Origin of the sequence: Actinotalea caeni, from assembly GCF_009733795.1 — a bacterium.
GTDB lineage: Bacteria > Actinomycetota > Actinomycetes > Actinomycetales > Beutenbergiaceae > Pseudactinotalea > Pseudactinotalea caeni.
This window is the reverse complement of the sequence record NZ_WNXX01000035.1, coordinates 1-26724: the sequence shown is the minus strand read 5'-3', so window position 1 is coordinate 26724 and position 26724 is coordinate 1. Positions and strand designations below refer to the sequence as shown.

Sequence of the window (26724 nt, the reverse complement as noted above, 5' to 3'; positions counted from 1 at the left end):
GCCACGAGGGCCCCGACGACGAGCCGCGCCGTCCGCGGGGTGCGGCGGTGCCGCGGTCGCCGACGGCGCGCGGGCCGGACCGTCGTCGCCGCGCGCTGCGCCTGCTCCCGCAGCGTCGCCCCCGCCAGGACCGACGGCGGCGGCACCCGGACCGCCTCGAGGTCGTGGGCGGCAAGGGTGCCCACCAGGTCGGACGCCGCGGGGCGCACGGCGGGGTCGTCCACGGTCGCACCGCCGAGCACGCGCGCCACCTGGTCGCGGTCGCCGGGCCGGGCGGCCCACACGCACAGCGTCGCCAGCGACCACACGTCGGCCGCCGGGCCGGGTGCTGCCCCCGCTCGTACCTCGGGCGCGCTGAACCCCGCGGTCCCGACCTCCCAGCCGAGGTCGGCGGCGAGGTCGACGAGGACGGGGCGGGCGCCGTCGTCGGCCGGATCGGTGATGAGGACGTTCGCGGGAGAGACGTCGCCGTGCGCGAGGCCGTGCTCGTGCAGCGTCGCGAGCGCGCCCGCGAGGGCGTGCGCCAGCCCGAGCGCCTCCGCCGCCGTCAGCCCCATCCGGCCGGCGCGGACCGTGGCCAGCGTCGGACCGGTGACGAGCTCGGCGACGAGCAGCCGCTCGTCCACCTCCTCCGGCACCGGGTGCAGCGCCACGAGGTTCGCGTGCCGCAGGCCGCGCAGCACCTCGAGCCGACGGGCGCGGGCCGCGTGCGCCGCGGGGTCGAGATCGGGCAGCACCCGCACGGCGACCCGCTCGCCGGCGTCGGTCGTGGCGGCCCACACGACGCCGTGCGCCCCCGATCCCAGCGGCGCCCCGAGCCGCAGCCCTGTGAGCGGCACCCCTTGCAGCGTCGGTGTGACGGACATGGCACCAGCCAACACCGATCGGCCCCGCCCCTGCAGGCGTCGTCCACAGGCTCCGCCGACCCGGGCGAGGCACCACGCCCCGCGACAGCGGGGCGGCTGCGCGCGCGGCGGCGCTCGTCGGCGCCGGTAGGCTGGGGCGCATCATGGCACGGAAGAGCGAGGCCGCCGAGGGCGGCGCGACGGCTGCGAAGCCGCGCAAGGAGAAGAAGCGCCGCTGGTATCACCAGGTGTGGGAGGTCTACACCATGGTGCGCGAGCAGCAGCGCTCGATCACCTGGATCATCCTCGGCATCATCCTCCTCGGCATCCTCGTCGGCGCCGGGTTCGGCCTGCTGATCTCCTACCCGTGGGGCATCACCGCGTTCTTCGGGTTCATCTTCGGCCTCATGGGCGCGATGCTCGTGCTCGGCCGGCGCGCCGAGTACTTCGCGTACAAGAACATCGAGGGCAAGCCGGGCGCCGTCTCGGCGGCCCTCGGCACCATCCGACGTGGCTGGACGATCGAGGAGGAGCCGGTCGCCGTCGACCCGCGCCACCAGGACATGGTGTTCCGCGCCGTCGGCCGTCCCGGTGTCGTGCTGATCTCCGAGGGCCCGGCGCACCGCGTGGGCAAGCTGTTGGAGTCGGAGAAGCGCAAGGTCGCCCGCGTCGTGCCGAACGTGCCGATCATCCTCATGATGTCGGGCCGTGAGGAGGGGCAGATCCCGCTCCCCCAGCTGGTCAAGACGATCAAGAAGCAGAAGAAGACGCTCGCGGCCGGGGTCGTGCCCGAGGTCTCCAAGCGCCTCCGTGCGCTGCACCACATGAACCGGCTCCCGGTGCCCAAGGGCATCGACCCGCTGCGGGCCCGCCCGGACCGCAAGGCCGCCCGGGGCCGCTGACCGGGTGCCGGCGGGCCGATGGACGCCGTCGACCGCCGCTCAGCTGCGCGACGCCGTCCGGGCCGCGTCGAGCCGGACCAGCACGGTGCCGGCCCACACGTCGTGCAGGCCGCGACCGTCGAGGCGGTCGGTGACGCCGACCGGGACGATCAGGCACAGCGCGAGCGTGCGCCCGAGCGCCTGCAGGACGCTGGGCACCCGGCCGTCGAGGCGGCGGACGCCGACGGCGAGCACGCGCTGCCCGAAGGAGCTGCCGAGGGTGGCGGTGAGCAGCACCCGCATGAGCACGAACACCGCCAGCGTCGCCGACGGCTCGAAGGCGAAGAAGCCCGCGCTCACCGCGCTGGCCAGCGCCCAGTCGATGCAGAGCGCGACGGCGCGGCGCCCCCAGGAGGGTGGCTGGCCGTGGCTGCTGGCGTCCTGGTCCGTCACGGGCCAACCCTACGGCCGCGCCGGAGGTGGCTGCGTAACACGACCGACACATAACGACAACGCCGGGGTAACGGCAGCCCCCTAGGTTGAGGTCGTTCCGGGGTCGCCCGAGCTCGGGCGCGTACACACGAGTACAGGAGACTGGATGTTCAGCAACGCCGAGGAGGCCATCGCCTTCACGAGGAACGAGGGCGTCGAGTTCGTCGACGTGCGCTTCATCGACCTGCCGGGGGTGCAGCAGCACTTCAACATCCCGGTCGAGGCGTTCAACGACGACGCGTTCACCGACGGCCTGATGTTCGACGGGTCCTCGATCCGTGGCTTCCAGGCGATCCACGAGTCCGACATGAAGCTGATCCCGGACGTGACGAGCGCGTTCATCGACCCGTTCCGGGCCGCGAAGACGCTCGTCGTGTACTTCTCGATCGTCGACCCGTTCACGGACGAGCCGTACGGTCGCGACCCCCGGACGATCGCCGCCCGCGCCGAGGCGTACCTGGCCTCGACCGGCATCGCCGACACCGTGTACTTCGGCCCCGAGGCGGAGTTCTACCTCTTCGACGACATCCGGTTCTCCACCAGCGCGCAGTCGAGCTTCTACCACATCGACTCCGTCGAGGCCGCGTGGAACACCGGCCGCGAGGAGGAGGGCGGCAACCTCGGCTACAAGACCCGCTTCAAGGGCGGCTACTTCCCCCTCTCCCCCAGCGACCGGTTCGCCGACCTGCGCGACCAGATGGTGCTGACGCTCAAGCAGATCGGTCTCGAGGTCGAGCGCGCGCACCACGAGGTGGGCACCGCCGGCCAGCAGGAGATCAACTACCGGTTCAACACGCTGCGCGCCGCGGCCGACGACCTGATGAAGTTCAAGTACGTCATCAAGAACGTCGCGTTCAACGCCGGCAAGACCGCCACGTTCATGCCGAAGCCGCTGTTCGGTGACAACGGCTCGGGCATGCACAGCCACCAGTCGCTGTGGAAGAACGGCGAGCCGCTGTTCTACGACGAGAAGGGCTACGGCGGCCTGTCCGACATGGCCCGCTGGTACATCGGCGGCCTGCTCGCCCACGCGCCGTCGCTGCTGGCGTTCACCAACCCCTCGGCGAACTCCTACCACCGCCTGGTGCCGGGCTTCGAGGCGCCGGTCAACCTGGTGTACTCGGCCCGCAACCGCTCGGCGTGCATCCGCATCCCGATCACGGGCACCTCGCCCAAGGCGAAGCGCATCGAGTTCCGCGTGCCGGACCCGAGCTCGAACCCGTACCTGGCGTTCTCCGCGATGCTGATGGCCGGCCTGGACGGCATCAAGAACCGCATCGAGCCGCCGGAGCCGGTCGACAAGGACCTGTACGAGCTGCCGCCGGAGGAGCACGCGCAGATCGCGCAGGTGCCGGACAGCCTGCCGGGCGTCCTCGACGCTCTCGAGGCCGACCACGACTACCTCACCGAGGGCGACGTCTTCACGACCGACCTCATCGAGACGTGGATCGACTACAAGCGCACCAACGAGGTCGATGCCCTGCGCCTGCGGCCGCACCCGCACGAGTTCGAGCTGTACTACGACGTCTGAGGAGTGAGCGCGACGGGCGGACGCGCCAGCGGACGCCCCGACCGCGAGCCCCGCATCGACGGCCCGTCGACACCACACGGTGTCGACGGGCCTTCGTCGTGCACGGCTACGGTGGCGCAGCGTCGTGGCCAGCTCGACCGGACGACGTCGCGATCGCTCCTACCGTCATCTGGCCACGACGGCGGTGCACAGGCGCCGGCGTTCGCCGTGGGGCAGCGATACCGTCGGCGGGTGCGGACGGCGGTGGTGACAGGGGCGACCGGAGGGATCGGGTCGGCCGTCGTGGCCGCGCTCGTGGGCCGCGGCCACCGTGTCGTCGCGCTGGGCCGTGACGCCGACCGGCTGGCGCGGCTCGCGCGTGACGGCGTCACCCCGGTCGCGCACGACCTCCGCCGCGGTCGCGCCGCGCCGCCCGAGGTGCTCGAGCTTGAGCGGCTGGACGCGCTCGTGCACTGCGCGGGCGTCGCCCCGGTCGCCAGCGTCGCCGGGACGACGGCAGAGACCTGGGACGAGGTGCTGGGCACCAACCTCGTCGGTCCCGCGCGACTCACCGCCGCCGCTCTCCCGGCGCTTCGGGCGGCGCAGGGTGCGGTCGTGCTCGTCGGGATGGCACCTGGGCTGCAGGACGTGCCTCGCTGGTCCGCCTACGCGGGCAGCAAGGCCGCGCTGCGCGAGCTCGCCGGGTCGTTGCGTGCCGAGGAGCCGCTGCTGCGGGTGGCGCTCGTCAACCCCGGCGGCACGGCCACACCGCTCCTCGCACGGGTGCGACACGAGCTCGGCCGGCCCTACGACCCCGCGACGGCCCTGTCGCCGGCCGCCGTCGCGGAGGCGGTCGCGGACCTGCTCGACTCCCCCGCCGCCGGCTGGCGCGACGTCGTCGACGTCCTCGGCTGACCGCCGGTCGTTGCCGGACCGGCAAGGCTGGTTGCCCGCGTTCGGCCACGCGCGCACCATGGGCTCGTGAGCCACCACGAGCACGCCGACCAGCGCCAGGCCGCCACCGACTACTTCGAGCCCGAGGGCTGGGAGCAGCGCTACGCCGGGGACGCGCAGACCTGGAGCGGGCACGCGAACCCGCGGCTCGTGGAGCTCGCGAGCACCCTGACGCCCGGCACCGCGCTCGACGTCGGCTGCGGCGAGGGTGGCGACGTCGTCTGGCTCGCGCAGCAGGGCTGGCACGCGACCGGTGCGGACTTCTCCCGCAACGGGCTCGCGCGCGCCGCCCGCCACGCCGAGCTGGCAGGCGTGGCGGACCGGGTCGACTGGTGGCAGGTCGACGCGCGCCGGTTCGACGCGCAGGGCCGCACGTTCGACCTCGTCACCAGCCACTACCTGCACCCGCCGGACGGCGGCATGGTCGAGGTCACCCGCCGGCTCGCCACGGCGGTCGCGCCCGGCGGGCACCTCCTGGTCGTCGGTCACGCGCTGCACAGCATGCCCGGCGCGCACGACGGCCACGACGACCAGCGCACGCGCGCGATGTTCGCCGTCGAGGACCTGCTGCCCGCGCTCCCCGCCGACATGGAGGTGCTGGTCGCCGAGGAGCGGCCACGCCGGCTCGTGCGCGAGGGCCGCGCCGTCGACGTCGCCGACGTCACCCTCGCGGCGCGACGCCGCGCCTGACCGGCAGCCGAGGTCGACGGGGTCCGCGTCAGTCGAAGAAGACCCGCTCGACGACGGTGCGGGCGCGGCGGGCGGCTCGCAGCCACGTCTCCTCGAGCTCGTTGGCGTGCCCCGGCGGGAAGCCGAGGAGCCGCGCGACGCCGGCCAGCTCGGCGCGCTCGGCGGGGAGCACGTCGACGCGGTTGCCGGTCGTGCGCCCGCTCCACAGCACGTTGGCGTTGCGCAGCCGCGTCGCCAGCGACCACGCCTCCTGCAGGACCTCGGCGTCCTCGTTGTCGAGCAGCCCCGCCTCCCGCGCGGCCGCCAGTGCGCCCAGCGTCGACGGCGTCCGCAGCGCCGGCACGTCGCCCGCGTGCTGCAGTTGGAGCAGCTGCACGGTCCACTCGACGTCGGCGAGCCCGCCACGACCCAGCTTGAGGTGGTGCGTGGGCGGCACGCCGCGCGGCAGCCGCTCGGACTCCACCCGCGCCTTGATCCGGCGCAGCTCGCGCACCTCGCCGGCGGGCAGCCCGCCCTCGGGGTAACGAAGCGGGTCGATCAGCGCCACGAACCGCTCGGCGAGCCCCTCGTCGCCGGTGACCGGGCGCGCCCGCAGCAGCGCCTGCCGCTCCCAGCCCAGCGCCCACCGGTCGTAGTACTCGGCGTAGGACGCGAGCGACCGCACCATCGGGCCGTTGCGCCCCTCGGGCCGCAGCGTGGTGTCGACCGGCAGCGGCGGCTCGCTGCCACCGCTGCCCAGCAGCGCGATCACCTGCGACGACACCGCCGTGGCCCACTTCTCGGCGGTCTCGCGGTCGGCCTCGGGCAGCGGGTCGTGCACGAACAGCACGTCGGCGTCGCTCGCGTAGCCGAGCTCGGCGCCGCCGAGCCGCCCCATCGCGATGATCGCGAAGCGCGACGGCGGCTCCTCCTGGCCGAGCGACCGGCACGCCTCGACCTCGGCGATGCGCAGCGCACCGGCCAGTGCGACGTCGGCGACCGGTGTGATCACCCGCTCGCCGGTCGTGGCCGGAACCTCGTCGAGGACGTCGGCGATCGCACCCCGGATCAGCTCCCGACGACGCACGAACCGCACCATCTGGATCGCCGGCCCGGGCTCGTCCTTGCGCTTGATCATCGCGCGCATCGCGTTCATGACCGACTCGATGGAGCGCGGCTCCAGCTCCGCCTGGTCGTCGAGCCACGCGACCGACTCCGGCGAGCGGGTGAGGCCGTCGGCGACGTACCGGCTGGAGGAGAGCAGGTGCGCGAGCCGCTCCCCCGCGGCCGAGGAGTCGCGCAGCAGCTTGAGGTACCAGTGCGTGCTGCCCAGCTCGTCGGACAGCCGCCGGAAGGCGAGCAGACCCCCGTCCGGGTCGGCGCCCTCGGCGAACCAGCCGAGCATCACCGGCAGCAGCTGGCGCTGGATCGCGGCGCGGCGCGACAGCCCTTCGGTGAGCGCGGTGATGTGGCGCAGCGCGCCCTGCGGGTCGCGGTAGCCGATCGCGCCGAGCCGCGCGACGGCGGCCTCGGGCGCGAGGGAGACGTCGTCGGCCGACAGCCGCGCGGTCGCCGGGAGCAGCGGCCGGTAGAACAGCTCCTCGTGCAGCCGGCGCACCTCGCGGCGGGTCGCGCGCCAGCGGGCCAGCAGGTCCTCCGCCCCCTCGGCCGCCGAGCCCATCGAGCGCGCCAGCCGCTCCAGGTCCTGCGGTGCGGTCGGCATGAGGTGCGTGCGGCGCATCCGGAACAGCTGGATCCGGTGCTCCAGGAGCCGCAGGAACCGGTAGCAGCGCGCGAGCGCGGCCGCGTGGTCGCGCCCGACGTAGCCGGTCGCCGACAACGCTGCCAGCGCCTGCAGCGTGTTCGCCGAGCGGATCGAGGGCTCCACCCGGCCGTGCACCAGCTGCAGCAGCTGCACCGTGAACTCGACGTCGCGCAGCCCGCCGCGGCCCAGCTTGATCTGCCGGTCGGCCTCGGCGGCCGGCACGTGGTCCTCGACGCGCCGCCGCATCGCCTGCGCGTCCTCGACGAAGTTCTCGCGCCCGATGGCGTCCCACACCAGCGGCCGGGTGGCGGCGAGGTACGCCTCGCTCAGCGCGGCGTAGCCCGCCACGTGACGGGCCTTGAGCAGCGCCTGGAACTCCCAGGTCTTCGCCCAGCGCTCGTAGTAGGCCAGGTGCGAGCTCAGCGTCCGCACGAGCGGCCCGTTGCGCCCCTCGGGTCGCAGGTTCGGGTCGACCTCCCACAGCGACGGCTCGCGCGAGGGCGTCGAGCACATCTTCGCCAGCCCGCTCGCCAGCCGGGTGCCGATCTTCAGCGCCTCGGCCTCCTCGACGCCCTCGGCCGGCTCGACCACGTAGATGACGTCGACGTCGGAGATGTAGTTGAGCTCGCGGCCGCCGGTCTTGCCCATCCCGAGGACCGCGAGACGGGCCTGCCGGCCGCCGTCGGGCAGGTCGGCGCGGGCGAGCGCCAGCGCGGCCTCGAGCGCCGCGGCCGCGAGGTTCGCCAGCGCGCCGGCGACCTCGGGCTGGAAGCTCTCCGGGTCGCGGCAGGTGAGGTCCTCGGTGGCGATCGCGACGAGCAGCCGACGGTAGGCGTGCCGCATCGCGTCGAGGCGACCGTCGAACGCGGAGCCGTCGGCGACCGGGACGTCGGCGCGCGGGTCCGCGCCGACCGCCTCCAGCAGCAACGTGCGCATCGTCTCGGGGTCGGCGGCGACGCCGTTGCGCGGCCGGAGCACGACGTCGACGTCGTCCGGGTGGGCGACCAGCCAGTCCGCGAGAGCGGCCGAGCCACCCAGCAGCGCGAGGAGGTTGCGACGGGGCGGGCCGCCGTCGACCACCGCCGCGAGCACGCGGCCGCGCACCTCCGGGCTCGCGGCGTCGCCGAGCCGCGCGAGGCCGAGCAGGGCGAGGTCGGGGTCGCCGACGCCGTCGAACGCCTCGAGCAGGGTGCGCGAGGCGTCCTTGGTCAGCGCCTCGAGCACGTCGGCCGGCAGGCCGGAGCCGAGCAGGCCGACCGCCCGCGGGACGTCGGTGAACCCGGCGCGCGCCAGCACCGCGTCGAGCGACGCTGCGCGCTGCCCCTCTCCCGTGGCCGGTCGCGCCATCGCGTCCTCAGATGATGCCGACGCGCGACAGCTCGTACGGCGTGACCTGGGCCCGGTAGTCCTGCCACTCCTGGCGCTTGTTGGCGAGGAAGTGGTTGAAGACGTTCTCGCCGAGCGTGTCCGCGACCAGCTCGGAGGCCTCCATCGCACGGACGGCCTGCTCGAGCGAGCCCGGCAGCGGCTCGATGCCGAGCGCGCGTCGCTCGGCCTCGGAGAGCTCCCAGACGTTGTCCTCGGCCTCGTCGGGCAGCTCGTAGCCCTCCTCGATGCCCTTGAGCCCGGCGCGCAGGATCAGCGCGTACGCCAGGTAGGGGTTGGCGGAGGAGTCCAGACCGCGGTACTCGACCCGGGCCGACTGCGACTTGCCCGGCTTGTACATCGGCACCCGCACGAGCGCCGAGCGGTTGTTGTGGCCCCAGCAGATGTAGCTGGGCGCCTCGCCGCCGCCCCAGAGCCGCTTGTAGGAGTTGACGAACTGGTTGGTGACGGCGGTGATCTCCGGGCTGTGCCGCAGCAGGCCCGCCATGAAGGCACGGGCGGTGTCGGAGAGCTGGTACTGGCTGCCGGCGGAGTAGAAGGCGTTGGTGTCGCCCTCGAACAGCGACAGGTGGGTGTGCATGCCCGACCCCGGCTGGCCCGCGATCGGCTTCGGCATGAAGGTCGCGGTGAAGCCCTGCTCGAGCGAGACCTCCTTGACGACCGACCGGAACGTCATGATGTTGTCGGCGGTCGTGAGGCCGTCGGCGTAGCGCAGGTCGATCTCGTTCTGGCCCGGGCCCGCCTCGTGGTGGGAGAACTCCACCGAGATCCCCATCGACTCCAGCAGCGAGATCGCCGCGCGGCGGAAGTCGTGGCCGGAGCCGCGCGCGACGTGGTCGAAGTAGCCCGCGGTGTCGATCGGCACCAGCGGCGCACCCTCGTGCTCCTGGTGCTGGAACAGGTAGAACTCGATCTCGGGGTGGGTGTAGAAGGTGAAGCCCGCCTCGCTCGCCTTCGCCAGCGCACGCTTGAGGACGTTGCGGGGGTCGGCCATGGCGGGCTCGCCGTCGGGCGTGAGGATGTCGCAGAACATGCGCGCGGTGCCCTGCCGGCCGCCGCGCCAGGGCAGCACCTGGAACGTCGACGGGTCGGGCTTGGCGATCATGTCGGACTCCGACACCCGTGCCAGCCCCTCGATCGAGGAGCCGTCGAAGCCGATGCCCTCCGCGAAGGCGCCCTCGAGCTCCGCGGGTGCGATCGCGACCGACTTCAGCACGCCGAGCACGTCGGTGAACCAGAGCCGGATGAACCGGATGTCCCGCTCCTCGATCGCCCGCAGCACGTACTCCTGCTGTCTGTCCACGCCACCTGCTCCGCTCGTCGGCTCCTGCTGCCCGGCGCGTCCGCGGACGCGTCACCGAGCAGGCCCCATCATGGCAGCACAGCCGACCCTGGCGCGCGTCGGCACGGGCCGTGCCGCGACTACGCTGGCAGCATGTCTGAGCCCGACGGTGCGCCCGAGCAGACCCGCCCCTCCGCCCTGCCCCCGGTGGGCGCCGAACCCGCCAAGCGGGTGCGCGTGCAGCACCTGCGCGCGGCGAAGGCCAACGGCGAGCGGCTGACGATGCTGACGGCCTACGACCTGCCGACGGCCCGCATCTTCGACGCCGCCGGTGTCGACATGCTGCTGGTGGGCGACTCCTACGGCGACAACATGCTCGGCCACGACAGCACGATCCCCGTGACGATGGAGGAGCTGCTGCCGGCCGTGCGGGCGGTGGCGCGCGGCGCCAAGCGCGCGATGGTCGTCGCGGACCTGCCGTTCGGCAGCTACGAGGCCAGCCCGCAGCAGGCGATGGCGAGCGCGGCCCGGATGCTCAAGGAGGGCGGTGCGCACGCCGTCAAGTTCGAGGGCGGGCGCCGGGTCGCCGAGCACGTGCACCTCCTGACGTCCTCAGGCGTGCCGGTCGTCGGCCACATCGGCTTCACGCCGCAGTCGGAGAACATCCTCGGCGGCAAGCGCGTGCAGGGCCGCGGCGACGAGGCGGCCGAGCAGGTGGCCGCCGACGCCAAGGCGCTCGAGGAGGCCGGCGCGGTCGCGGTCGTGCTCGAGATGGTGCCGGCCGCCGTCGCCGCGCGGGTCACGCAGGAGCTCACGATCCCCACGATCGGGATCGGCGCCGGTCCCTCGTGCGACGGCCAGGTCCTCGTGTGGCTCGACATGGCCGGGATGGGCGGCTGGTCGCCGCGGTTCGCCAAGCGGTTCGGCCAGGTCGGTGCGGAGCTGGACCGAGCGGCGCGCGCGTACGTCAGCGAGGTGCGCGACGGCGTCTTCCCCGCCCAGGAGCACACCTACTGGAGCTGACGCCTGGCGGCCTCAGCGCGTCGAGCGCCTCAGCGCGTCGAGCAAGGCGGCACCAACCCCCGCAGGGCGCGTGGGCCGCCCGCGGCTGGCGAGCGTCAGCGCGTGCGGCGCTCGTGGTCGGAGGCGTAGCCGAGGATGCCGCGCGCGATCGCGTCCGCGTAGGCCTCGCGGCCGTCCTCGGTCTCCATGACGGCGGCCTCGTCGGGGTTGCGCATCTCGCCCAGCTCGAGCATGACCGCCGGGCGGCGCGCGAAGTTGAGGGTCGCGAGGTCGGAGCGGCGCTGCAGCGCGTCGGCGACCGTGTTCGACGGCGTGAACCCGCCCTCGTCGAGCGCTGCCAGCAGGTCCTCGGCGAGGTCGAGGCTCGGACGGCCCTGGGACGGCGAGATCGCGGGGTCGGAGACGATCGCGAAGTAGCCGTGCGCCTGCGGGCTGGCCGAGCCGTTCGCGTGGATCGAGACCATGAGGTCGGCGTCGACGTCCTCCGCGAAGCGGCCGCGCACGTCGACGCAGGGGCCGACGCCGTCGTCGTCCTCGCGGGTCAGCAGCACGGTGGCGCCGAGCTTCTCGAGCCGGGCGGCGAGCCGCTCGGCCACGTCGAGGGTGAAGGCGTGCTCGGGGTAGCCCGACGCCGTCGCGGTGCCGGTGGTGTTGCAGGTCTTCAGGTCGCCACGGCCGTCGGAGACCAGGTGGCTCACCGCGGCCGGGTCGTCGGCGTTGCCGCCGTTGTGGCCGGGATCGAGCGCGATCCGCCAGCCTGTGAGCGGCTGCCCGCTGCGCAGCGCGCGCTGCAGCACCGGGTCGTCGGTGGCGTCGTCGCCAGCGGCCCAGGCGGGCGCGGACAGCCCCGTGGCGAGCGCGCAGGCGCACAGGATCCCGAGCAGGCCCCTCAGGGCTGTGAACCGGCGCATCAGTCGTCGTCACCATCCCACTCGCGGTCGGCCTCGTCCCAGGCCTGGTTCCGCTGAGCCGCGATCTGCAAGGCGTTGGCCGCCTCCTCCCGGGTGCGATACGGACCCATGCGGTCGGTCCAGTCGCTGACGAGCCCCTGCTCCACCTCACCCGTGCGGGTGTTGTAGTAGAACGCCTTCTCGGGGTCGATCGGTTCGCTGGACATCCGTGTCGTCACCTCCGGAGAGACAGAGTCCCACATCCTGGCCGTGCAGGGCCAGCCCGGGGCCGGCGTCCGGTGGACGGCGGATACCCTTCCGCTCATGACACAGGTGACCTACGAGCGCGGCCAGGTGGGCTTCGGGATCGACATCGGCGGTTCCGGCATCAAGGGGGCACCGGCCGACATCCGGGCGGGCGAGCTCGCCGCGAAGCGGTTCCGCGTCCCCACGCCTGCCGAGTCGACGCCGGAGGCGGTCGCGGACTGCCTCGCGCAGGTGCTCGACCACTTCGAGGTCCCCCAGCAGACCGCCGTGGGCATCACCTTCCCCGGGATCATCCAGCACGGCGTGGTGCTGAGCTCGGCGAACCTGCACAAGTCCTGGATCGGCACCGACCTGGCCGACCTGGTGCGCCGCACCACGGGCCACCACGCGACGATCGTCAACGACGCCGACGCCGCCGGCTACGCCGAGGTGCGCTACGGCGCCGCCCGCGGGCAGGACGGCGTGGTGCTGGTGCTGACGCTCGGCACCGGTATCGGGTCCGCGCTCATCAACGACGGCCGGCTGGTGCCCAACACCGAGCTCGGGCACCTGGAGATCGACGGCTACGACGCCGAGACCCGCGCGGCGTCGTCGGTGAAGGACCGCGAGGGCCTGAGCTACGAGGAGTGGGCGGTGCGGCTGCAGCGCTACTTCGAGGTCGTCGAGTACCTGTTCTCCCCCGACCTGTTCGTCGTCGGCGGCGGCGTGAGCAAGGACCACGAGAAGTTCATCCCGCTGCTCAAGACCCGGGCGCCGATCGTGCCCGCGGCGCTGCGGAACCAGGCCGGCATCATCGGCGCGGCCGCGCTCGCCGACCGGGACTTCTGAGGCCGACGGCCGCACCGCCGTCGAGCGCCGCGGCTACGCCTCCGGGACCTGCTCGACCTCCGCGAGCCACGCGTCGGCGAGGGCGTCCGACGGCATCCGCCAGTCGCCGCGCGGCGACAGCGCCCCGCCCGGCGTCACCTTCGGGCCGTTGGGCAGCGCCGAGCGCTTGAACTGGTTGCCGAAGAAGCGCCGGACGAAGACCCGCATCCAGTGCTTGATCGTCGCGAGGTCGTAGGCGACCCGGTCGGCCTCCGGGTAGCCCACCGGCCACGCACCCGCGTCGGCGTCCCGCCAGGTCGCCTCGGCCAGGAACGCGATCTTGCCGGGGCGGGCGCCGCGCCGGAGCACGTGGAAGAGCGTGAAGTCCTGCAGCGCGTACGGGCCGATGATCTGCTGGGTCGACTGCGGCCCCTCGCCCTCCTGCGCCGGCACCAGCTCGGGTGAGATCTCGGTGTCGAGGATCGACAGCAGGATCTCGTCGACGGCCGCGTCGAACTGCTCGGTGCTCACGACCCAACGGATCAGGTGCTGCATCAGCGTCTTCGGCACGCCCGCGTTGACGCCGTAGTGCGACATCTGGTCGCCGACGCCGTAGGTGCACCAGCCCAGCGCCAGCTCCGAGAGGTCGCCGGTGCCGACGACGATGCCGCCGCGCTGGTTGGCGATGCGGAACAGCACGTCGGTGCGCAGCCCGGCCTGCACGTTCTCGAACGTCACGTCGTAGACCGGCTCCCCCCGCCCGAACGGGTGGCCGAGGTCGGACAGCATCTGCGTGGCCATCGGTCGGATGTCGATCTCGGCGAACGTGACGCCGAGCGCCTCGGCGAGCGCGGTCGCGTTCGCCTTGGTGTGGTCGCTCGTCGCGAACCCCGGCATCGTGAACGCGAGGATGTCCGAGCGCGGCCGGCCGAGCCGGTCCATCGCCTTGGCGGCGACGATCAGCGCGTGCGTGGAGTCCAGACCGCCGCTCACGCCGATGACGAGGGTCGGCGTGCCGATCGAGCGCATGCGCTGCTCGAGGCCGGAGACCTGGATGTTGTAGGCCTCGTAGCAGTCGAGCGCGAGCCGGGTCTCGTCGTCGGGCACGAACGGGAACCGGTCGAGCGGCCGCCGCAGCCCGAGGTCGCCGTCGGGCGGCCCGATCGTGAGGTCGACGGTGCGGTAGCCGCCGACGCCGAGCGCGGCGGCGTTGTCGTCGAAGCTGCCCTGCCGCAGCCGTTCCTGCCGCACCCGGTCGAGGTCGACGTCGACGACGGTGGCGTGCGGGTCCTCGAGGAAGCGGTCGGTCTGGCCGAGCAGGTCGCCGGCCTCGTAGACCATCGTCATGCCGTCCCAGGACAGGTCGGTGGTCGACTCCCCCGCCATCGCCGCGGCGTAGGCGTAGACGGCGTTGCAGCGCGCGGAGGCCGAGCGCGCCATCAGGTGCCGGTCCTCGGCGCGGCCGACCGTGATGGGCGACGCCGAGAGGTTGAGCAGCACCGAGGCGCCCGCGAGCGCGGCGAGGTGGCTCGGCGGCACCGGGACCCACACGTCCTCGCACACCTCGACGTGCACGACGAGGCCCGGTACGTCGGTCGCGCGGAACAGCAGGTCGGTGCCGAACGGCACCTCGCCCGCGTCGTCGGCGCCCGGCCAGTGCGGGGCGTGCAGCGTGGTCGCGCTCGCGTCGGTGCCCGCTGCGAACCAGCGCTTCTCGTAGAACTCGCGGTAGGTGGGCAGGTACGCCTTGGGCGCGACGCCGAGCACCCGGCCGCGGTGAAGGACGACGGCGCAGTTGTAGAGGCGGTTGCCGTTGCGCAGCGGCGCGCCGACGACGACGACCGGACGCAGGTCCGCCGTCGCCTCGGCGAGCGCCACCACGGCGGCGTCGGCGGCGTCGAGCAGCGGGTCCTGCAGCAGCAGGTCGTCGAGCGCGTAGCCGGTGAGGCTGAGCTCGGGGAACAGCGCGACGGCGACCCCGTCGTCGTGCAGCGCGCGCACCTGCTCGACGATGCGCTGCGCGTTCGTCGCCGGGTCGGCCAGCGCCACCGGGACCGCGCACGCGGCCACCCGCGCGAAGCCGTGCCTGTAGAGGTTGCGGAAGTCGCTCGTCACCACGGGGTGGAGTCTGGCAGGTCGGCGCCGCAGCCGGACCCGCGCGGCACACCCCTCAGCCGAACAGACGCCCGAAGAAGCCCTTCTTCCGCGTCCAGCCGTGGTGCTCGAGGAAGCCGAGCAACGGGCCCTTGATCGCCTCGGTGTCGAACGACCAGCCCGCGACGTTCGTGGGCTGCCCGTGGCTGGTGCCGCCGACGCCGATCTGCATCCCGAACGACTTCTGGGTGCTCTTGCCCTTGAACATCTGCTTCTCGAACCGGGCGCCGCCGGCACCGACCGAGCCTCGCGACTCGGTGTGGTGCTCCTCGAGCGCGATCTCGCCCTCGCCGGTGGGGCGGACGTCGACCCGGTACTCCTTGTCGAACGTGCTGGCCCCGGTGAGGCCCAGCATCTGGATCTTCGCGACGTCCCAGAACCCGACGATCACACCCTCCGGAGTGACGCTGTAGCTGAACGGCGCCTGCGGGTCGTTGAGCTGCTGGACCTGCTGGAGGACGTGGGGCCAGGGAGTCGTCATCCCGCCACGGTAGGACATCGTCGGCCGTGGCCGCGCCCGGTCGGCGCCGTCGCGGGCGGGCGGATGAGCCGGCCTGTACGCCGGGTTCTGTCCCCCCGGTCGAGCCGGGGTGGGCGGCCATCCATCTAGGACGACTGTTGCCAGCCGTCTCGTGCGGCCTACCCGGAAGCTCGGGCGGACAGCCCTCGAACGCTTCCTGTCTGGCCTTGCTCCGGGCGGGGTTTACCGAGCCACACCGGTCACCCGGTGTGCTGGTGGTCTCTTACACCACCGTTTCACCCTTGCCGCGCTCGCGCGCGGCGGTCTGTTCTCTGTGGCACTGTCCCGCGGGTCGCCCCGGGTGGGTGTTACCCACCGCCCTGCCCTTCGGAGCCCGGACGTTCCTCGGCGCGTCCCTCGCGGAACGCGACGCGGCCGCCTGGCCGGCTCATCCGCCTCTAGAGTATCGCGCCGGGGTTGAAGATCCCCTGCGGGTCGAGCGCCTGCTTGACCCTCCGGTTGAGGTCGACGACGGCGTCGCCGACGTACCCGGGCAGCCACGCCTTCTTGGTGCGCCCGACACCGTGCTCGCCGGTGATCGTGCCGCCCAGCCGGATCGCGAGGTCCATCACCTCGCCGTAGGCGGTCTCGGCGTGCTGCTGCTGCGCGGCGTCCTCGGCGTCGCACACCACCAACGGGTGGGTGTTGCCGTCGCCGGCGTGCGCGATCAGGGCGATCGTGACGCCGTGCGCGTCCGCGATCCCCGCGATCCCGGTGACCAGCGCGCCGAGCCGCGGGATGGGTACGCCGACGTCGCCCAGCAGCAGCCGGCCCTTCGTCTCCACGGCCGGGATCGCGTTGCGGCGCGCCGCGGCGTAGGTGGCACCGAGCTCGGGGTCGCCGGTGACCAGCACCTCGGTCGCCCCCAGGTCCTCGCAGATGCGCGCGATCGCCGCGGTCTCGCTCGCGGCCGCCTCCCCCGGCTGGTCCGACTGCGCGATGATCATCGCCGCCGCGCCGCGGTCCAGCCCGTAGCCGTGCACGTCCTCGACGGCGTTGATCGAGGCGGCGTCCATGAGCTCGAGCATCGCCGGGCGCATCGTCGCCGTCGTACGGACGACGGCGGTGCAGGCCGCGCCGAGGTCGGCGAACGTCGCGACGAGCGTCGTCGCGGGCGGCGGCAGCGGGATCAGGCGCAGCACGATCCTCGTGATGACCCCGAGCGTGCCCTCGCTGCCGACGAACAGCTTCATGAGCGACAGCCCGGCCGCCTCCTTGAGCAGCTTGCCGCCCAGCTCGACGACGCTGCCGTCGGCGAGCACGACCTCCAGCCCGAGCACGTAGTCGGTGGTGACGCCGTACTTGACGCAGCACAGGCCGCCCGCGTTGGTGGCGACGTTGCCGCCGATCGTCGAGAACGTGAAGCTCGCCGGGTCCGGCGGGTACCAGAGCCCGTGCTCGGCGGCCGCCGCCTTGAGGTCGGCGTTGACGACGCCGGGCTGCACGGTGGCGGTGAGCGTCGTCGGGTCGATCTCGACGTCGATCATGTCGGCCAGGCAGAGCACCAGTCCGCCGTCGACGGCGGACGCCCCGCCCGACAGGCCCGACCCGGCACCGCGCGGCACGACCGGCAGACCGTGCGCGGCCGCGACCCGCACGACCTCGGCGACCTGCGCCGTCGTGCGCGGCCGCACGACCGCGAGCGGCGTGCCGGCCCGGGGGTCGAGGGCGCGGTCGAGCCGGTGCGCGGCGAGCTCCTCCGGCTCGGTGCGCACGACGAGTCCCGGCACGGCGCCCAACGCCGCGAGCGCGAGCTCGGCAGGCTCCTGCGGCATCGTCGCCGCCCTCCCTCAGTCGTCGACGCGGACCAGGATGTAGCCGTCCTCGGAACGGATGATCTCGTCGGCCGGTGCGGCCTCGATCGCAGCCCGCTCGGTGAGGCTGAGGGTGATCTGGAGCGGGTCGGTGGTCGCGCCCCGCAGCCGGAGCACGCCCAGCCCACCGGTGCGCTCGCGCACCTTGTCGTAGAGGGTCACGAGGCCGCTGTCGAGGTTCTCGACGGCGGCGGCCCGCTCCCGCTGCACGCGTGCGATCTCGGCGTCGATCCGTGCGAAGGCGGCGTCCCGCTCGCTCTCCAGCTGGGCCACCTGCTCGGCGAGGGCGGCGCGCTGGCTGGTGATCGCATCGAGCTCGCCCTGAGCTGTCTCCAGCGTCTCCATCGCCTCGAGCTCGACCTCCTCGAGCTCGCTCTGCCGCCGCCCGAGAGACTCCAGCTCGTGCGCGAGCGCCTGCAGGTCCTTGGGCGACCCGGCGCCGCTCTCGAGGCGCTGCCGGTCGCGGTCGGCGCGGCTGCGGACCTGCTCGACGTCGGTCTCGGCCTTGCTCAGCGCCCGGCGCGCGTCGCGGACGGCGGTCTCGGCGTCGACGCGTGCCCGGTCGAGGTCCTCCGCGCGGCCGCTGAGCTCCGCCAGCGTGGCGAGCGTCGGGTGGCTGCGTCGCTGGTGCGCGAGCTGCGCCAGCCGGGTGTCCAGTGCCTGCACGTCCAGCAGCTTGCGCTGGTCGGCCGCGGGGGCAGAAGCCATGCGTCCTCCGGTTCGGGGTGGTCGTGCCCCGACCTTAGCCGTCCACCGCGCGGCGGCGCCTCCCCGCCCGCGGGGCCGGGCGCGGAGGTGCCGTGCGCGTCACGGTCAGGGGACGGTGTAGCCCGCGGCCCGGAACAGCGCATACCACTCCGGGCGGCTGAGCGCGACGTCGGCGCCCGCCGCGGCCTCGGCGACCCGGCTCGGGGTCGTGGTGCCGAGCACGACCTGCATCTGCGCGGGGTGGCGCGTGATCCACGAGGTCGCGATCGCCGTCGGCGTGACGCCGTGGGTCTCGGCGAGCTCGTCGAGGACGTCGTTGAGGGGTCCGAAGTTCTCACGGTCGCCGACGAACGCGCCGGTGAAGAACCCGCCCTGGTAGGGCGACCAGGCCTGCAGCGTGATGCCGTTGAGGCGCGAGTAGTCGAGCAGCCCGACGTCGCGGCTGATCGACTGGTCGAGCGCGGCCATGTTCGCGGCGACGCCCTGGGCGATCAGCGGCGCGTGCGGGATGCTCAGCTGCACCTGGTTGACGACCAGCGGCTGCGTCACGGCGGTCTTGAGGACCTCGATCTGCCCGGGCGTGTGGTTGGAGACGCCGAAGTGGCGCACCTTGCCGGCGGCGTGCAGGTCGTCGAACGCGCGGGCGACCTCCTCGGGCTCGACGAGCGCGTCCGGGCGGTGCAGCAGCAGGATGTCGATGTAGTCGGTGCGCAGCGCCTCGAGGGAGCCGTGGACCGACTCGAGGATGTGGTCGTAGGAGAAGTCGAAGTAGGGGCCGTCCTTGACGATGCCGGCCTTGGTCTGGATCGTCAGCTCGGCGCGCTCGCTCGGCGTGAGCGCCATCGCCTCGGCGAAGCGCCGCTCGCACTCGTGCAGCTCGGTGCCGTAGATGTCGGCGTGGTCGATGAAGTCGATGCCGTGGTCGCGGGCGGTGCGCACGAGGTCACGGATCTCGTCGTCGGTCTTCTCGGCGATCCGCATGAGGCCGAGGACGACGGCGGGTGCGCTCATCCCGGCACCGGGGATCTGGATGGTCTTCACGCGCCCATTCTGGACCCGGCGGGCGGGTCCGGTCTCAGATCCGCACCCCACGGGCCCGACGGCGCAGGTCCTCCTGCCAGCGGTCGGCCTGCGCGCGCGAGGTGCGGGCGACGAAGTCGCCGAGGCTGGCGCCCGCGGCGAGGGCGAGCCCGATCGAGACCGCGCGCAGCGCCAGCGTGGCGCCGGAGAGCACGTTGCCGGTGTCGACGATCGTGAACATCGCCCCGTAGATCGCCAGCCCGGGCAGCATCGGGGTGATGCCGGCGACCGTGAGCACCATCGCGGGCGCGGTGCGGCGGCGCGCCACCAGCCCGGCAACGACGCCGACCGCCAGCGCGGCGACGAAGGCGCGCATCGTCGGTCCCGCGCCGGCGACCGTGAGCACGCCGCTCACCCCGGCGCCGAGCGCACCGATCAGCGCGACCAGCGGCACCGTGCGCGGCCGGGTGTAGGACGCGACAGCCCAGGCGCCTGCGACGACGGCGGCCGCCACCACCTGCACGAGCAGCGGCGGCGCGAACGCGTCCAGGTCGGTCATCGTCAGCGGCACGCCGAGACGGGCGCCGAGGTCGAGCACGAGACCGACACCGACGACGATGCCGAGGGTGTTGAGCACGACCTCGTAGGAGCGGGCCCCGGCCGTGACCGGGAAGCCTGAGATCGCGTCCTGGGCGGCGCCGACGAGCGAGAGCCCCGCGAGCAGCACGACGACGCCGGAGGCGACGACGAGCGACGGCGGCAGCACCTCGATGTCCCAGCCGAAGCGGCCGACTCCCCACAGCAGCACGAGCGCGACCAGGGTCGCGATCGCCGAGCCGAGCGCCTGCTGGAACAGGTACGGCAGGCCCCAGCGGCGCAGCGTCCGCAGCGAGCGGTCGATGACGGCCGTGGTGCCCGCGGCGAGCACCGCGACCTGCCAGCCGCCGCCGAGCAGCACCGCGACGCCGGCCGCCATCGCGCCGAGCGCGAGCGTCACGACCCATCGCCGGTACGGGTGCGGCGCCCCGACGATCGCGTCGAGCCGGTCGAGCGCCTCGGCGAGGCCGGTCCGGCCGGAGGCGGTGTCGTCGACGAGCTCCAGCAGCGCGGCGAGCCGGCTGTAGTCGGAGGTCCGGACGTCGAGCACACGCACCCGGGTGAGCGCGCCGTCGACCCGGTCGATCGAGACGGTGATCGAGTTGAACGTGATGTCGACCTGGCAGTCGGTGAGGCCGAGCCCCGCCGTCATGCGCTGCATCGCGACCGTGACGTCGGCGACGCCGGCACCGGTGCCGAGCAGCGCCTCGCCGGTGCGCAGCGCGAGGTCCAGCACCTCGTGCTCGACCTGCGGCGGCAGCCCGGAGCCCCGCGGCCGGGTGCCGAACGCGTGGGTCGGCGGGCCCCCGGAGACGGCACGGCGAGCGACGCGCGTGACCGTGCGCCGGGGCGGCTGCCTCGGCGCGGGGCGGTCGGCTCGGGGTCCGTCGGTGTCGGCCACGTCACGAACCTACGGCAGCCCCCGCCGTCGCGCTCCGGCCTAGGATGAGGCCGGAGAGACACCGGCGGGACGACCCGCCGGAGGACATCGCGAGCAGGGACGGCCCCGCAGAAGGTGGATCGACCACCCGTGCGCACCGCCTCCACACCACGCACCGTCATCACCTCCGCCGTCCTCTCCCGCGTGGGTCTGGGGTGGGGAGCCGTCCTCGCGACCGCGCTCGCGCGGCCGCTGCTGGCGCAGCCGCTGCCCGGCCCCGCGCTCGTCGCCCTGCTCGCCGCGATCGTCGCGGTCATCCTCGTCTGCGCGTGGGGCGTCGTGGGCGAGGCCGAGCACCTGGCTCGCCGGCTCGGCGACCCCTACGGCACGCTCGTGCTCACGCTCTCGATCGTGGCGATCGAGGTCATCCTCATCTCCGCGGTGATGCTGGGCCCGGGCGACCACCCGACGATCGCGCGCGACTCGGTGACGGCGGTGTCGATGATCATCCTGAACCTGGTGGTCGGGGTCGCGCTGGTGACGGCGGGCGCCCGGCACCGCGGCCGGCGCGCCAACCGGGCCGGGGTCGGCGCCTACCTCGTGCTGCTCGCGGTGCTGCTGGCCGCCGGCCTGGCGGTGCCCGGGCTCGTCGGGCGCGACGGCGCGCTGCGCACCTGGCAGGCGGTCACGGTCGCGGTGCTCACCGCGGCCACCTACGTCTGGTTCCTGCTGCGGCAGACGGGTCGGCGCCGTCGTGACTTCCAGGAGGTCGCGGGACCGGCCGACGGGGCTGCGGGAGCGCCGGTGGCGACCCCGATCGGGTCGACGCTGCGGCGGCACCGCGCCGAGCTGGCGCTGCGGACGCTCGTGCTGGTGCTCACGGTGCTGCCGATCGTGCTGCTGTCGCACGACATGGCGACCCTGCTCGACGACGGCCTCGCGCGGCTGGGCGCGCCGGTGGCGCTGTCGGGTCTGCTCGTCGCGGCGATCGTGTTCCTGCCGGAGACGATCACGACGATCCGCGCGGCCGCCGCGGGCGAGCTGCAGCGGGTGAGCAACCTGTGCCACGGCGCGCTGCTGTCGACGGTCGGGCTGACGATCCCCACGGTGCTCGTCATCGGGCTGCTCACGGGCCAGCCGGTCGTGCTGGGCGAGAGCCCGGTGACGCTTGCGCTGCTGGGGCTGAGCCTGCTGCTGACGGTCGTCACCGTGTGGGCAAGGCCGGCCTCGCGCCGCTCCGGCGTTCCGCACCTGCTGCTGTTCGCGGCCTACCTCGTGACCGTGCTCGCCTGAGCCGGCCGTGACATGGGGGTGGGCCCAGAGGGGCTCGAACCCCCGGCCTCCGCGGTGTAAACGCGGCGCTCTGACCAGCTGAGCTATGGGCCCCGGCGCCCTGCGTCAGGGCAGGCCACAGGGTAGCAACCGGGTAGCACCGGCACCGCGCCGAGGTGCGACCCGCTCACGGCCGCCACTGCCCCCGCTCCTCGAGCACCGCTCGGAGGGTGTCGGGGCGGTCGGTGATGATGCCGTCGACGCCCACGTCGAGCAGCCGGTGCATGTCGTCGCGCTCGTCGACGGTCCACACGTGCACCTGCAGGCCCTCGTCGTGGGCGATGCGGATGAACCGCGGCGTCACCAGCCGGCGGCCGCGGTAGCGCTCGGGGACCTGCACGCACACCGCGCCGTGGCGGGCAGCCATCCCCCGCACCCGGCCACGGCCGGTGATCAGCGCGACCACCTCGCGCGGCGACGCCGAGGTCGCGACCCCGGGCAGCAGCCGCCGGGCGCGCTGCAGCCGCTGGTGGTCGAACGAGGCGATGAGCACCCGGTCCTGCGCGCCCGCCTCCTCGATCGCCCGCACCACCGGCTCGATCACGGTCTCGGTCTTGACGTCGATGTTGAGCCGCGCGTCCGGGAACGCCGCCAGCAGCTCGGGGATCGTCGCGATCGGCTCGCCACCGGCGAGCCGGACCGAGCGGATCGTCTCGGCCGTGAGCGTCCCGAACGGCCGCTCGCCGGTGCCCGCCGCGGGCGCCACCCGGCTCAGGTCGCGGTCGTGGAACGCGAACGCCACACCGTCGGCGCTCGCCCGGGCGTCGGTCTCGAGGTAGCGGAACCCCAGGTCGACGGCGTGCCGGAACGCCAGGAGGCTGTTCTCGTTGCCCGCGTTCGCCTCCCAGGCCGCGCCGCCGCGATGAGCGAGCGCGACCGGTGCCGGCTCCAGGTACGGGGCGCTCACCGCTCCCCCGTCCCGTGGACCAGCAGCCGCTCGACGGCGTCGGCGTGCTCGTCGAGGTCGCGTGCCACGCCCGGCGCGGTGCGGGTCGACCAGCGCACGACGGCGTCGCCGTCGAGCAGGTAGGAGGCACGGGTGCTGGTGCCGGCGGCGGCGGCGAACGCCTCGTAGGCGCGGCTGGCGGCGCCGTGCGGCCAGAAGTCGGACAGCACGCGCAGCCCGGGCTCCTCCCCCAGCCCCTCCTGCTCCGCCCAGGTCCTCAGCGCGAACATCGAGTCGCACGCGACGGCGAGCACCTCCGCACCGGCCTCCCGGACCCGTGGCAGCACCCGGCGCAGCCCGGCGAGCTCGCCGCTGCACACCGGCGTGAACGCCGCCGGCAGGAACACCACGAGGGCGGGACCGCCCGGCGCACCGACGTCGGCGGGCGTGCCGCGGGTGTCGGTCAGCCGGACGAGAGGTGCGCGCTGCCCGAGAGCGATCACCTGCCCCGTCCGCGCGACGTCAGGCGGAAGCCCGACCAGGCCGCGGCGGCGGAGATCGTCGAGGTCAGGTGCAGCCCGGCGGTCGTGGCCGCCTCCTCGATCTCGGCCGGGAGCACGTGGCCGTCCCGGCCGGCCTTGGGCGCGAGCACCCAGACGAGGCCGCCGTCCTCGAGCGTGGTGAGCGCGTCGGTCAGCAGGTCGGCGAGGTCGGTCGCCGACCCGTCGTCCTCGCGCCACCAGATCAGCGCGACGTCGACGACGTCGCCGAAGTCCTCGTCCTCGATCGGGGCGCCCGTGGCTGCCTCGATCTGCGCCCGCAGCTCCTCGTCGCAGTCGCTGTCGTAGCCGAACTCCTGGATGACCTGGCCCGGGCGGACGCCCAGCGGTCCGGGGTCGCCGGCGGTCTCCGGCCGTGCTGCCACTGGTTCAGGTGTCCTTTCCGACGGGGTGCCGCTGCGGCGATCCTAAGGGGGTGTCAGCGACATCACAGCACCTGTGGAGGACTTGTGGTGCCGGAGTGGACGCCGTAGGGCAAGAATAGGTAACAGCGACACCAGCCGCAGCCTTGCACCTCGCGGGCGCCACGCGCGCCTGCGGCCGGGAGGGCACCACGCCCGACGTGCAACGGCTGATCCACCGGGAAGATCCCCGAGAGACGAGGTACTCGTGACGTCCAACGCAGGACCGCTCATCAACGGACTGCTCAGTCAGGTCCCCGACATCGACGCCGAGGAGACCGCCGAGTGGCTGGAGTCCCTCGACGGGCTCGTCGAGAGCCGTGGCGGACCGCGGGCGCGCTACATCCTGCTCAACCTGCTCAAGCGGGCGCGCGAGCAGGGCGTCGTGGTGCCGCAGCCGCTGACCACGCCGTACGTCAACACCATCGGTGTGCACGACGAGCCGTACTTCCCCGGCGACGAGGCGGTCGAGCGGCGCTACCGCGACTACCTGCGGTGGAACTCCGCCGTCATGGTGACGCGCGCGCAGCGCCCCGGCATCTCGGTCGGCGGCCACATCTCGTCCTACGCCTCGGTGGCGACGCTGTACGAGGTCGGCCTCAACCACTTCTTCCACGGCAAGGACCACCCCGGCGGCGGCGACTCGATCTACTTCCAGGGCCACGCCGCCCCGGGCATGTACGCGCGCGCCTTCCTCGAGGGCCGCCTCACCGAGGCCGACCTCGACGGGTTCCGGCAGGAGCTGTCCCGCCCGGCCGGCGGCCGCGGCCTGCCCTCCTACCCGCACCCGCGCAACATGCCGGACTTCTGGGAGTTCCCCACGGTCTCGATGGGTCTCGGCCCGGCCAGCGCCATCTACCAGGCGTGGGTCAACCGGTTCATGGAGCTGCGCGGCATCAAGGACACCTCCCAGCAGCGCGTCTGGGCGTTCCTCGGCGACGGCGAGATGGACGAGCCGGAGTCGCGCGGCATGCTGCAGCTCGCCTCGCAGCAGGGTCTGGACAACCTCACGTTCGTCGTCAACTGCAACCTGCAGCGACTCGACGGCCCGGTCCGCGGCAACGGCAAGATCATCCAGGAGCTCGAGGGCTTCTTCCGCGGCGCCGGCTGGAACGTCATCAAGGTCATCTGGGGCCGTGAGTGGGACCCGCTGCTCGAGGCGGACAAGGACCGCGCGCTGGTCAACCTGATGAACAACACCCCCGACGGCGACTACCAGACGTACCGCGCCGAGGACGGGGCGTTCATCCGCGAGCACTTCTTCGGGCGCGACCCCCGCACGAAGGCGCTCGTGGAGAAGATGACCGACGAGCAGATCTGGGAGATGAAGCGCGGCGGTCACGACTACCGCAAGCTGTACGCGGCCTACGACGCCGCCGTCAAGCACACCGGGCAGCCGACGGTCATCCTGGCGCACACGGTCAAGGGCTACGGGCTCGGCCCGTCGTTCGCCGGCCGCATGTCGACGCATCAGATGAAGAAGCTCAAGGTCGAGGACCTCAAGGGGCTGCGGGACTCGCTGGAGATCCCGTTCACCGACGCCGAGCTCGAGGCCGATCCGTACCTGCCGCCGTACTTCCACCCGGGCCAGGACGCGCCGGAGATCCAGTACATGATGGAGCGGCGCCGCGAGCTCGGCGGGTTCATCCCCGAGCGCCGCGACAAGCACGTCCCGGTGACGCTCCCGGCGGACAAGGCGTACGAGCGCCTGGCGAAGGGCTCCGGGCAGCAGGAGGTCGCCACCACGATGGCGCTCGTCCAGCTGTTCAAGGACCTGCTGCGGGACAAGGAGTTCGGGCACCGGATCGTGCCGATCATCCCGGACGAGGCCCGCACCTTCGGTCTCGACGCGATCTTCCCGAGCACGAAGATCTTCAACACCCAGGGCCAGCACTACCTCGCGGCCGACCGCGACCTGCTGCTGTCCTACAAGGAGTCCGAGCAGGGCGGCCTGCTGCACACCGGCATCAACGAGGCCGGCTCGGCAGCGGCGTTCCAGGCCGTCGGCACCTCCTACGCCACCCACGGCGAGCCCCTGGTGCCGTTCTACTTCTACTACTCGATGTTCGGGTTCCAGCGCACCGGCGACCAGTTCTGGGCCGCGGGCGACCAGCTCACCCGCGGGTTCCTCATCGGGGCCACCGCAGGTCGCACGACGCTGACCGGCGAGGGTCTGCAGCACGCCGACGGGCACTCCCCGATCCTCGCGGCCACCAACACCGCGGTCGTCAGCTACGACCCGGCATACGGCTACGAGATCCGGCACATCGTCAAGGACGGTCTGCAGCGGATGTACGGCGAGGGCGACGACCGCGACCCGAACGTCATCTACTACCTCACGGTCTACAACGAGCCGATGCTGCAGCCGGCCGAGCCGGAGAACCTCGACGTCGAGGGTGTCCTCAAGGGCATCTACAAGCTGCGTGACGGCGAGGGCGAGGGCCCGCGCGTGCAGCTGCTCGCGTCGGGCGTGGCGGTGCCGTGGGCGCTCGAGGCCCAACAGGTGCTGCGCGAGGAGTGGGGCGTCGTCGCCGACGTGTGGTCGGTGACGTCGTGGACCGAGCTGCGGCGCGACGCCCTCGCGGCCGAGCAGGACGCGTTCATCGACCCGTCCGCCGAGCCCCGCGTCCCGTACGTCACGCAGAAGCTCGCGGACGCCCAGGGGCCCTTCGTCGCGGTGACCGACTACGATCACCTGGTCCCCGACCAGATCCGGCCGTGGGTCCCCGGCGAGATGCTCACGCTCGGCGCCGACGGGTTCGGCTTCTCCGACACCCGACCGGCGGTGCGCCGTCACTTCCTCATCGACACCCAGTCGATCGTGACCCGGGCGCTGCAGGGGCTCGCGCGTCGCGGCGAGGTCGACGCCTCGGCGCCCGCGCAGGCGGTGGAGCGCTACCGGCTGACCGACGTCAACGCCGGCACCACCGGCACCGCGGGCGGCGACGCCTAGGTGTACTCGGTCAGCACGTTGGTGACACGGATGTAGGGAGAAGGCCTCCATTCTGAGTGGTGTTCAACGTCACTCGAGGGAGGCCTTCTCTTGGTCCACCGTAATGCGCGGCTCGCTCCGGCCGGTCG

The 26724-nt window shown here is 73.3% G+C and carries 23 protein-coding genes, 1 tRNA gene and 1 other RNA gene; 8 read left to right on the top strand and 17 right to left on the bottom strand.

Features of this window, described 5'->3' with window-relative positions:
- The coding region (locus GPA02_RS17820; RefSeq protein WP_156201792.1) for a protein kinase domain-containing protein at positions 1–866 on the bottom strand (866 nt) is incomplete at its 3' end.
- Positions 867–1009: 143 nt separating this feature from the next.
- Between GPA02_RS17820 and GPA02_RS17815 the strand changes: the two genes are divergently transcribed.
- Positions 1010–1747 (top strand): DUF4191 domain-containing protein, encoded by a 738-nt coding sequence (locus GPA02_RS17815; protein WP_156201791.1) that lies wholly within the window; start codon positions 1010–1012, stop codon positions 1745–1747.
- Between the two features lie 39 nt (positions 1748–1786).
- On the opposite strand, the gene GPA02_RS17810 is transcribed toward GPA02_RS17815, so the two are convergent.
- Positions 1787–2179, bottom strand: a complete 393-nt coding sequence (locus GPA02_RS17810; protein ID WP_156201790.1) for an RDD family protein — start codon at positions 2177–2179, stop codon at positions 1787–1789.
- Between the two features lie 145 nt (positions 2180–2324).
- Between GPA02_RS17810 and glnA (GPA02_RS17805) the strand changes: the two genes are divergently transcribed.
- From glnA (GPA02_RS17805) to GPA02_RS17795, 3 genes are all read left to right on the top strand, one after another.
- On the top strand, positions 2325–3749 hold the full coding sequence (gene glnA / locus GPA02_RS17805; RefSeq protein WP_156201789.1) for a type I glutamate--ammonia ligase: 1425 nt from the start codon (positions 2325–2327) through the stop codon (positions 3747–3749).
- A gap of 231 nt (positions 3750–3980) precedes the next feature.
- Positions 3981–4643: an SDR family NAD(P)-dependent oxidoreductase gene (locus GPA02_RS17800; RefSeq protein ID WP_204986672.1), complete on the top strand. Its 663-nt coding sequence runs from the start codon at positions 3981–3983 to the stop codon at positions 4641–4643.
- Positions 4644–4709: 66 nt separating this feature from the next.
- On the top strand, positions 4710–5372 hold the full coding sequence (locus tag GPA02_RS17795; protein WP_156201788.1) for a class I SAM-dependent methyltransferase: 663 nt from the start codon (positions 4710–4712) through the stop codon (positions 5370–5372).
- A gap of 28 nt (positions 5373–5400) precedes the next feature.
- Here GPA02_RS17795 and GPA02_RS17790 read toward each other — a convergent pair whose 3' ends face one another.
- Positions 5401–8463: a bifunctional [glutamine synthetase] adenylyltransferase/[glutamine synthetase]-adenylyl-L-tyrosine phosphorylase gene (locus tag GPA02_RS17790; RefSeq protein WP_156201787.1), complete on the bottom strand. Its 3063-nt coding sequence runs from the start codon at positions 8461–8463 to the stop codon at positions 5401–5403.
- Positions 8464–8470: 7 nt separating this feature from the next.
- Positions 8471–9805, bottom strand: a complete 1335-nt coding sequence (gene glnA, locus GPA02_RS17785) for a type I glutamate--ammonia ligase (RefSeq protein WP_156201786.1) — start codon at positions 9803–9805, stop codon at positions 8471–8473.
- 132 nt (positions 9806–9937) lie between these two features.
- On the opposite strand from glnA (GPA02_RS17785), the gene panB reads away from it, so the two are divergent.
- The gene (gene panB / locus GPA02_RS17780; RefSeq protein WP_156201785.1) at positions 9938–10807 is read left to right on the top strand and encodes a 3-methyl-2-oxobutanoate hydroxymethyltransferase; all 870 of its coding nucleotides are present in this window, start codon (positions 9938–9940) and stop codon (positions 10805–10807) included.
- A 95-nt stretch (positions 10808–10902) separates the two neighbouring features.
- On the opposite strand, the gene GPA02_RS17775 is transcribed toward panB, so the two are convergent.
- Positions 10903–11718: an N-acetylmuramoyl-L-alanine amidase gene (locus GPA02_RS17775; protein ID WP_156201784.1), complete on the bottom strand. Its 816-nt coding sequence runs from the start codon at positions 11716–11718 to the stop codon at positions 10903–10905.
- Positions 11718–11924, bottom strand: coding sequence for a hypothetical protein (locus GPA02_RS17770; RefSeq protein ID WP_156201783.1), 207 nt, complete (start codon positions 11922–11924; stop codon positions 11718–11720). Before GPA02_RS17770 ends, GPA02_RS17775 begins: the two co-directional genes overlap by 1 nt.
- Positions 11925–12021: 97 nt before the next feature.
- On the opposite strand from GPA02_RS17770, the gene ppgK reads away from it, so the two are divergent.
- Positions 12022–12792 (top strand): polyphosphate--glucose phosphotransferase, encoded by a 771-nt coding sequence (gene ppgK / locus GPA02_RS17765; protein WP_156201782.1) that lies wholly within the window; start codon positions 12022–12024, stop codon positions 12790–12792.
- Positions 12793–12825: 33 nt separating this feature from the next.
- Here the strand turns inward: ppgK and GPA02_RS17760 are convergent, their stop codons facing one another.
- From GPA02_RS17760 to GPA02_RS17730, 7 genes are all read right to left on the bottom strand, one after another.
- Positions 12826–14889 (bottom strand): NAD(+) synthase, encoded by a 2064-nt coding sequence (locus GPA02_RS17760; RefSeq protein ID WP_240134131.1) that lies wholly within the window; start codon positions 14887–14889, stop codon positions 12826–12828.
- Between the two features lie 52 nt (positions 14890–14941).
- Positions 14942–15406, bottom strand: coding sequence for a hypothetical protein (locus GPA02_RS17755; protein ID WP_156201781.1), 465 nt, complete (start codon positions 15404–15406; stop codon positions 14942–14944).
- 60 nt (positions 15407–15466) lie between these two features.
- An RNA gene (gene rnpB / locus GPA02_RS17750) (RNase P RNA component class A) lies at positions 15467–15836 on the bottom strand.
- Positions 15837–15843: 7 nt separating this feature from the next.
- On the bottom strand, positions 15844–17220 hold the full coding sequence (locus GPA02_RS17745) for an FAD-binding oxidoreductase (RefSeq protein WP_156201780.1): 1377 nt from the start codon (positions 17218–17220) through the stop codon (positions 15844–15846).
- A gap of 15 nt (positions 17221–17235) precedes the next feature.
- Positions 17236–17967 carry a zinc ribbon domain-containing protein gene (locus GPA02_RS17740; RefSeq protein ID WP_156201779.1) on the bottom strand — a complete coding sequence of 244 codons (732 nt, stop codon included), beginning with the start codon at positions 17965–17967 and terminating at the stop codon, positions 17236–17238.
- 105 nt (positions 17968–18072) lie between these two features.
- Entirely contained in the window at positions 18073–19008 is a 936-nt protein-coding gene (locus GPA02_RS17735; RefSeq protein WP_156201778.1) for an aldo/keto reductase, read from the bottom strand.
- A 34-nt stretch (positions 19009–19042) separates the two neighbouring features.
- On the bottom strand, positions 19043–20485 hold the full coding sequence (locus tag GPA02_RS17730; protein WP_156201777.1) for a threonine/serine exporter family protein: 1443 nt from the start codon (positions 20483–20485) through the stop codon (positions 19043–19045).
- Positions 20486–20614: 129 nt separating this feature from the next.
- Between GPA02_RS17730 and GPA02_RS17725 the strand changes: the two genes are divergently transcribed.
- A complete protein-coding gene (locus GPA02_RS17725; protein WP_156201776.1) occupies positions 20615–21757 on the top strand; it encodes a calcium:cation antiporter in 1143 nt (380 codons plus the stop codon).
- Positions 21758–21776: 19 nt separating this feature from the next.
- Here GPA02_RS17725 and GPA02_RS17720 read toward each other — a convergent pair.
- The 4 genes from GPA02_RS17720 to GPA02_RS17705 form a co-directional block, all read right to left on the bottom strand.
- A tRNA-Val gene (locus GPA02_RS17720) sits at positions 21777–21850 on the bottom strand.
- 73 nt (positions 21851–21923) lie between these two features.
- Complete coding sequence (locus GPA02_RS17715; RefSeq protein WP_156201775.1) at positions 21924–22703, bottom strand: glycerophosphodiester phosphodiesterase family protein; 780 nt, start codon at positions 22701–22703, stop codon at positions 21924–21926.
- Positions 22700–23185 (bottom strand): redoxin domain-containing protein, encoded by a 486-nt coding sequence (locus GPA02_RS17710; protein WP_162457819.1) that lies wholly within the window; start codon positions 23183–23185, stop codon positions 22700–22702. The genes GPA02_RS17715 and GPA02_RS17710 overlap by 4 nt, the downstream gene beginning before the upstream one ends.
- The gene (locus GPA02_RS17705) at positions 23182–23607 is read right to left on the bottom strand and encodes a DUF3052 domain-containing protein (protein ID WP_193567886.1); all 426 of its coding nucleotides are present in this window, start codon (positions 23605–23607) and stop codon (positions 23182–23184) included. The genes GPA02_RS17710 and GPA02_RS17705 overlap by 4 nt, the downstream gene beginning before the upstream one ends.
- Positions 23608–23851: 244 nt before the next feature.
- Here GPA02_RS17705 and aceE point away from each other — a divergent pair, with 244 nt between their 5' ends.
- A complete protein-coding gene (aceE, locus tag GPA02_RS17700) occupies positions 23852–26596 on the top strand; it encodes a pyruvate dehydrogenase (acetyl-transferring), homodimeric type (RefSeq protein ID WP_156201773.1) in 2745 nt (914 codons plus the stop codon).
- Positions 26597–26724: the final 128 nt, after the last annotated feature.

Excerpts from the sequence above, each read along its gene's own strand:
- GPA02_RS17755 (WP_156201781.1), bottom strand. The coding sequence starts at position 15,406 with ATGACGACTCCCTGGCCCCACGTCCTCCAGCAGGTCCAGCAGCTCAAC.
- GPA02_RS17745 (WP_156201780.1), bottom strand. The coding sequence starts at position 17,220 with ATGCCGCAGGAGCCTGCCGAGCTCGCGCTCGCGGCGTTGGGCGCCGTG.
- panB (WP_156201785.1), top strand. The coding sequence starts at position 9,938 with ATGTCTGAGCCCGACGGTGCGCCCGAGCAGACCCGCCCCTCCGCCCTG.
- ppgK (WP_156201782.1), top strand. The coding sequence starts at position 12,022 with ATGACACAGGTGACCTACGAGCGCGGCCAGGTGGGCTTCGGGATCGAC.
- GPA02_RS17790 (WP_156201787.1), bottom strand. The coding sequence starts at position 8,463 with ATGGCGCGACCGGCCACGGGAGAGGGGCAGCGCGCAGCGTCGCTCGAC.
- glnA (WP_156201789.1), top strand. The coding sequence starts at position 2,325 with ATGTTCAGCAACGCCGAGGAGGCCATCGCCTTCACGAGGAACGAGGGC.
- GPA02_RS17775 (WP_156201784.1), bottom strand. The coding sequence starts at position 11,718 with ATGCGCCGGTTCACAGCCCTGAGGGGCCTGCTCGGGATCCTGTGCGCC.
- GPA02_RS17770 (WP_156201783.1), bottom strand. The coding sequence starts at position 11,924 with ATGTCCAGCGAACCGATCGACCCCGAGAAGGCGTTCTACTACAACACC.
- GPA02_RS17815 (WP_156201791.1), top strand. The coding sequence starts at position 1,010 with ATGGCACGGAAGAGCGAGGCCGCCGAGGGCGGCGCGACGGCTGCGAAG.
- GPA02_RS17740 (WP_156201779.1), bottom strand. The coding sequence starts at position 17,967 with ATGGCTTCTGCCCCCGCGGCCGACCAGCGCAAGCTGCTGGACGTGCAG.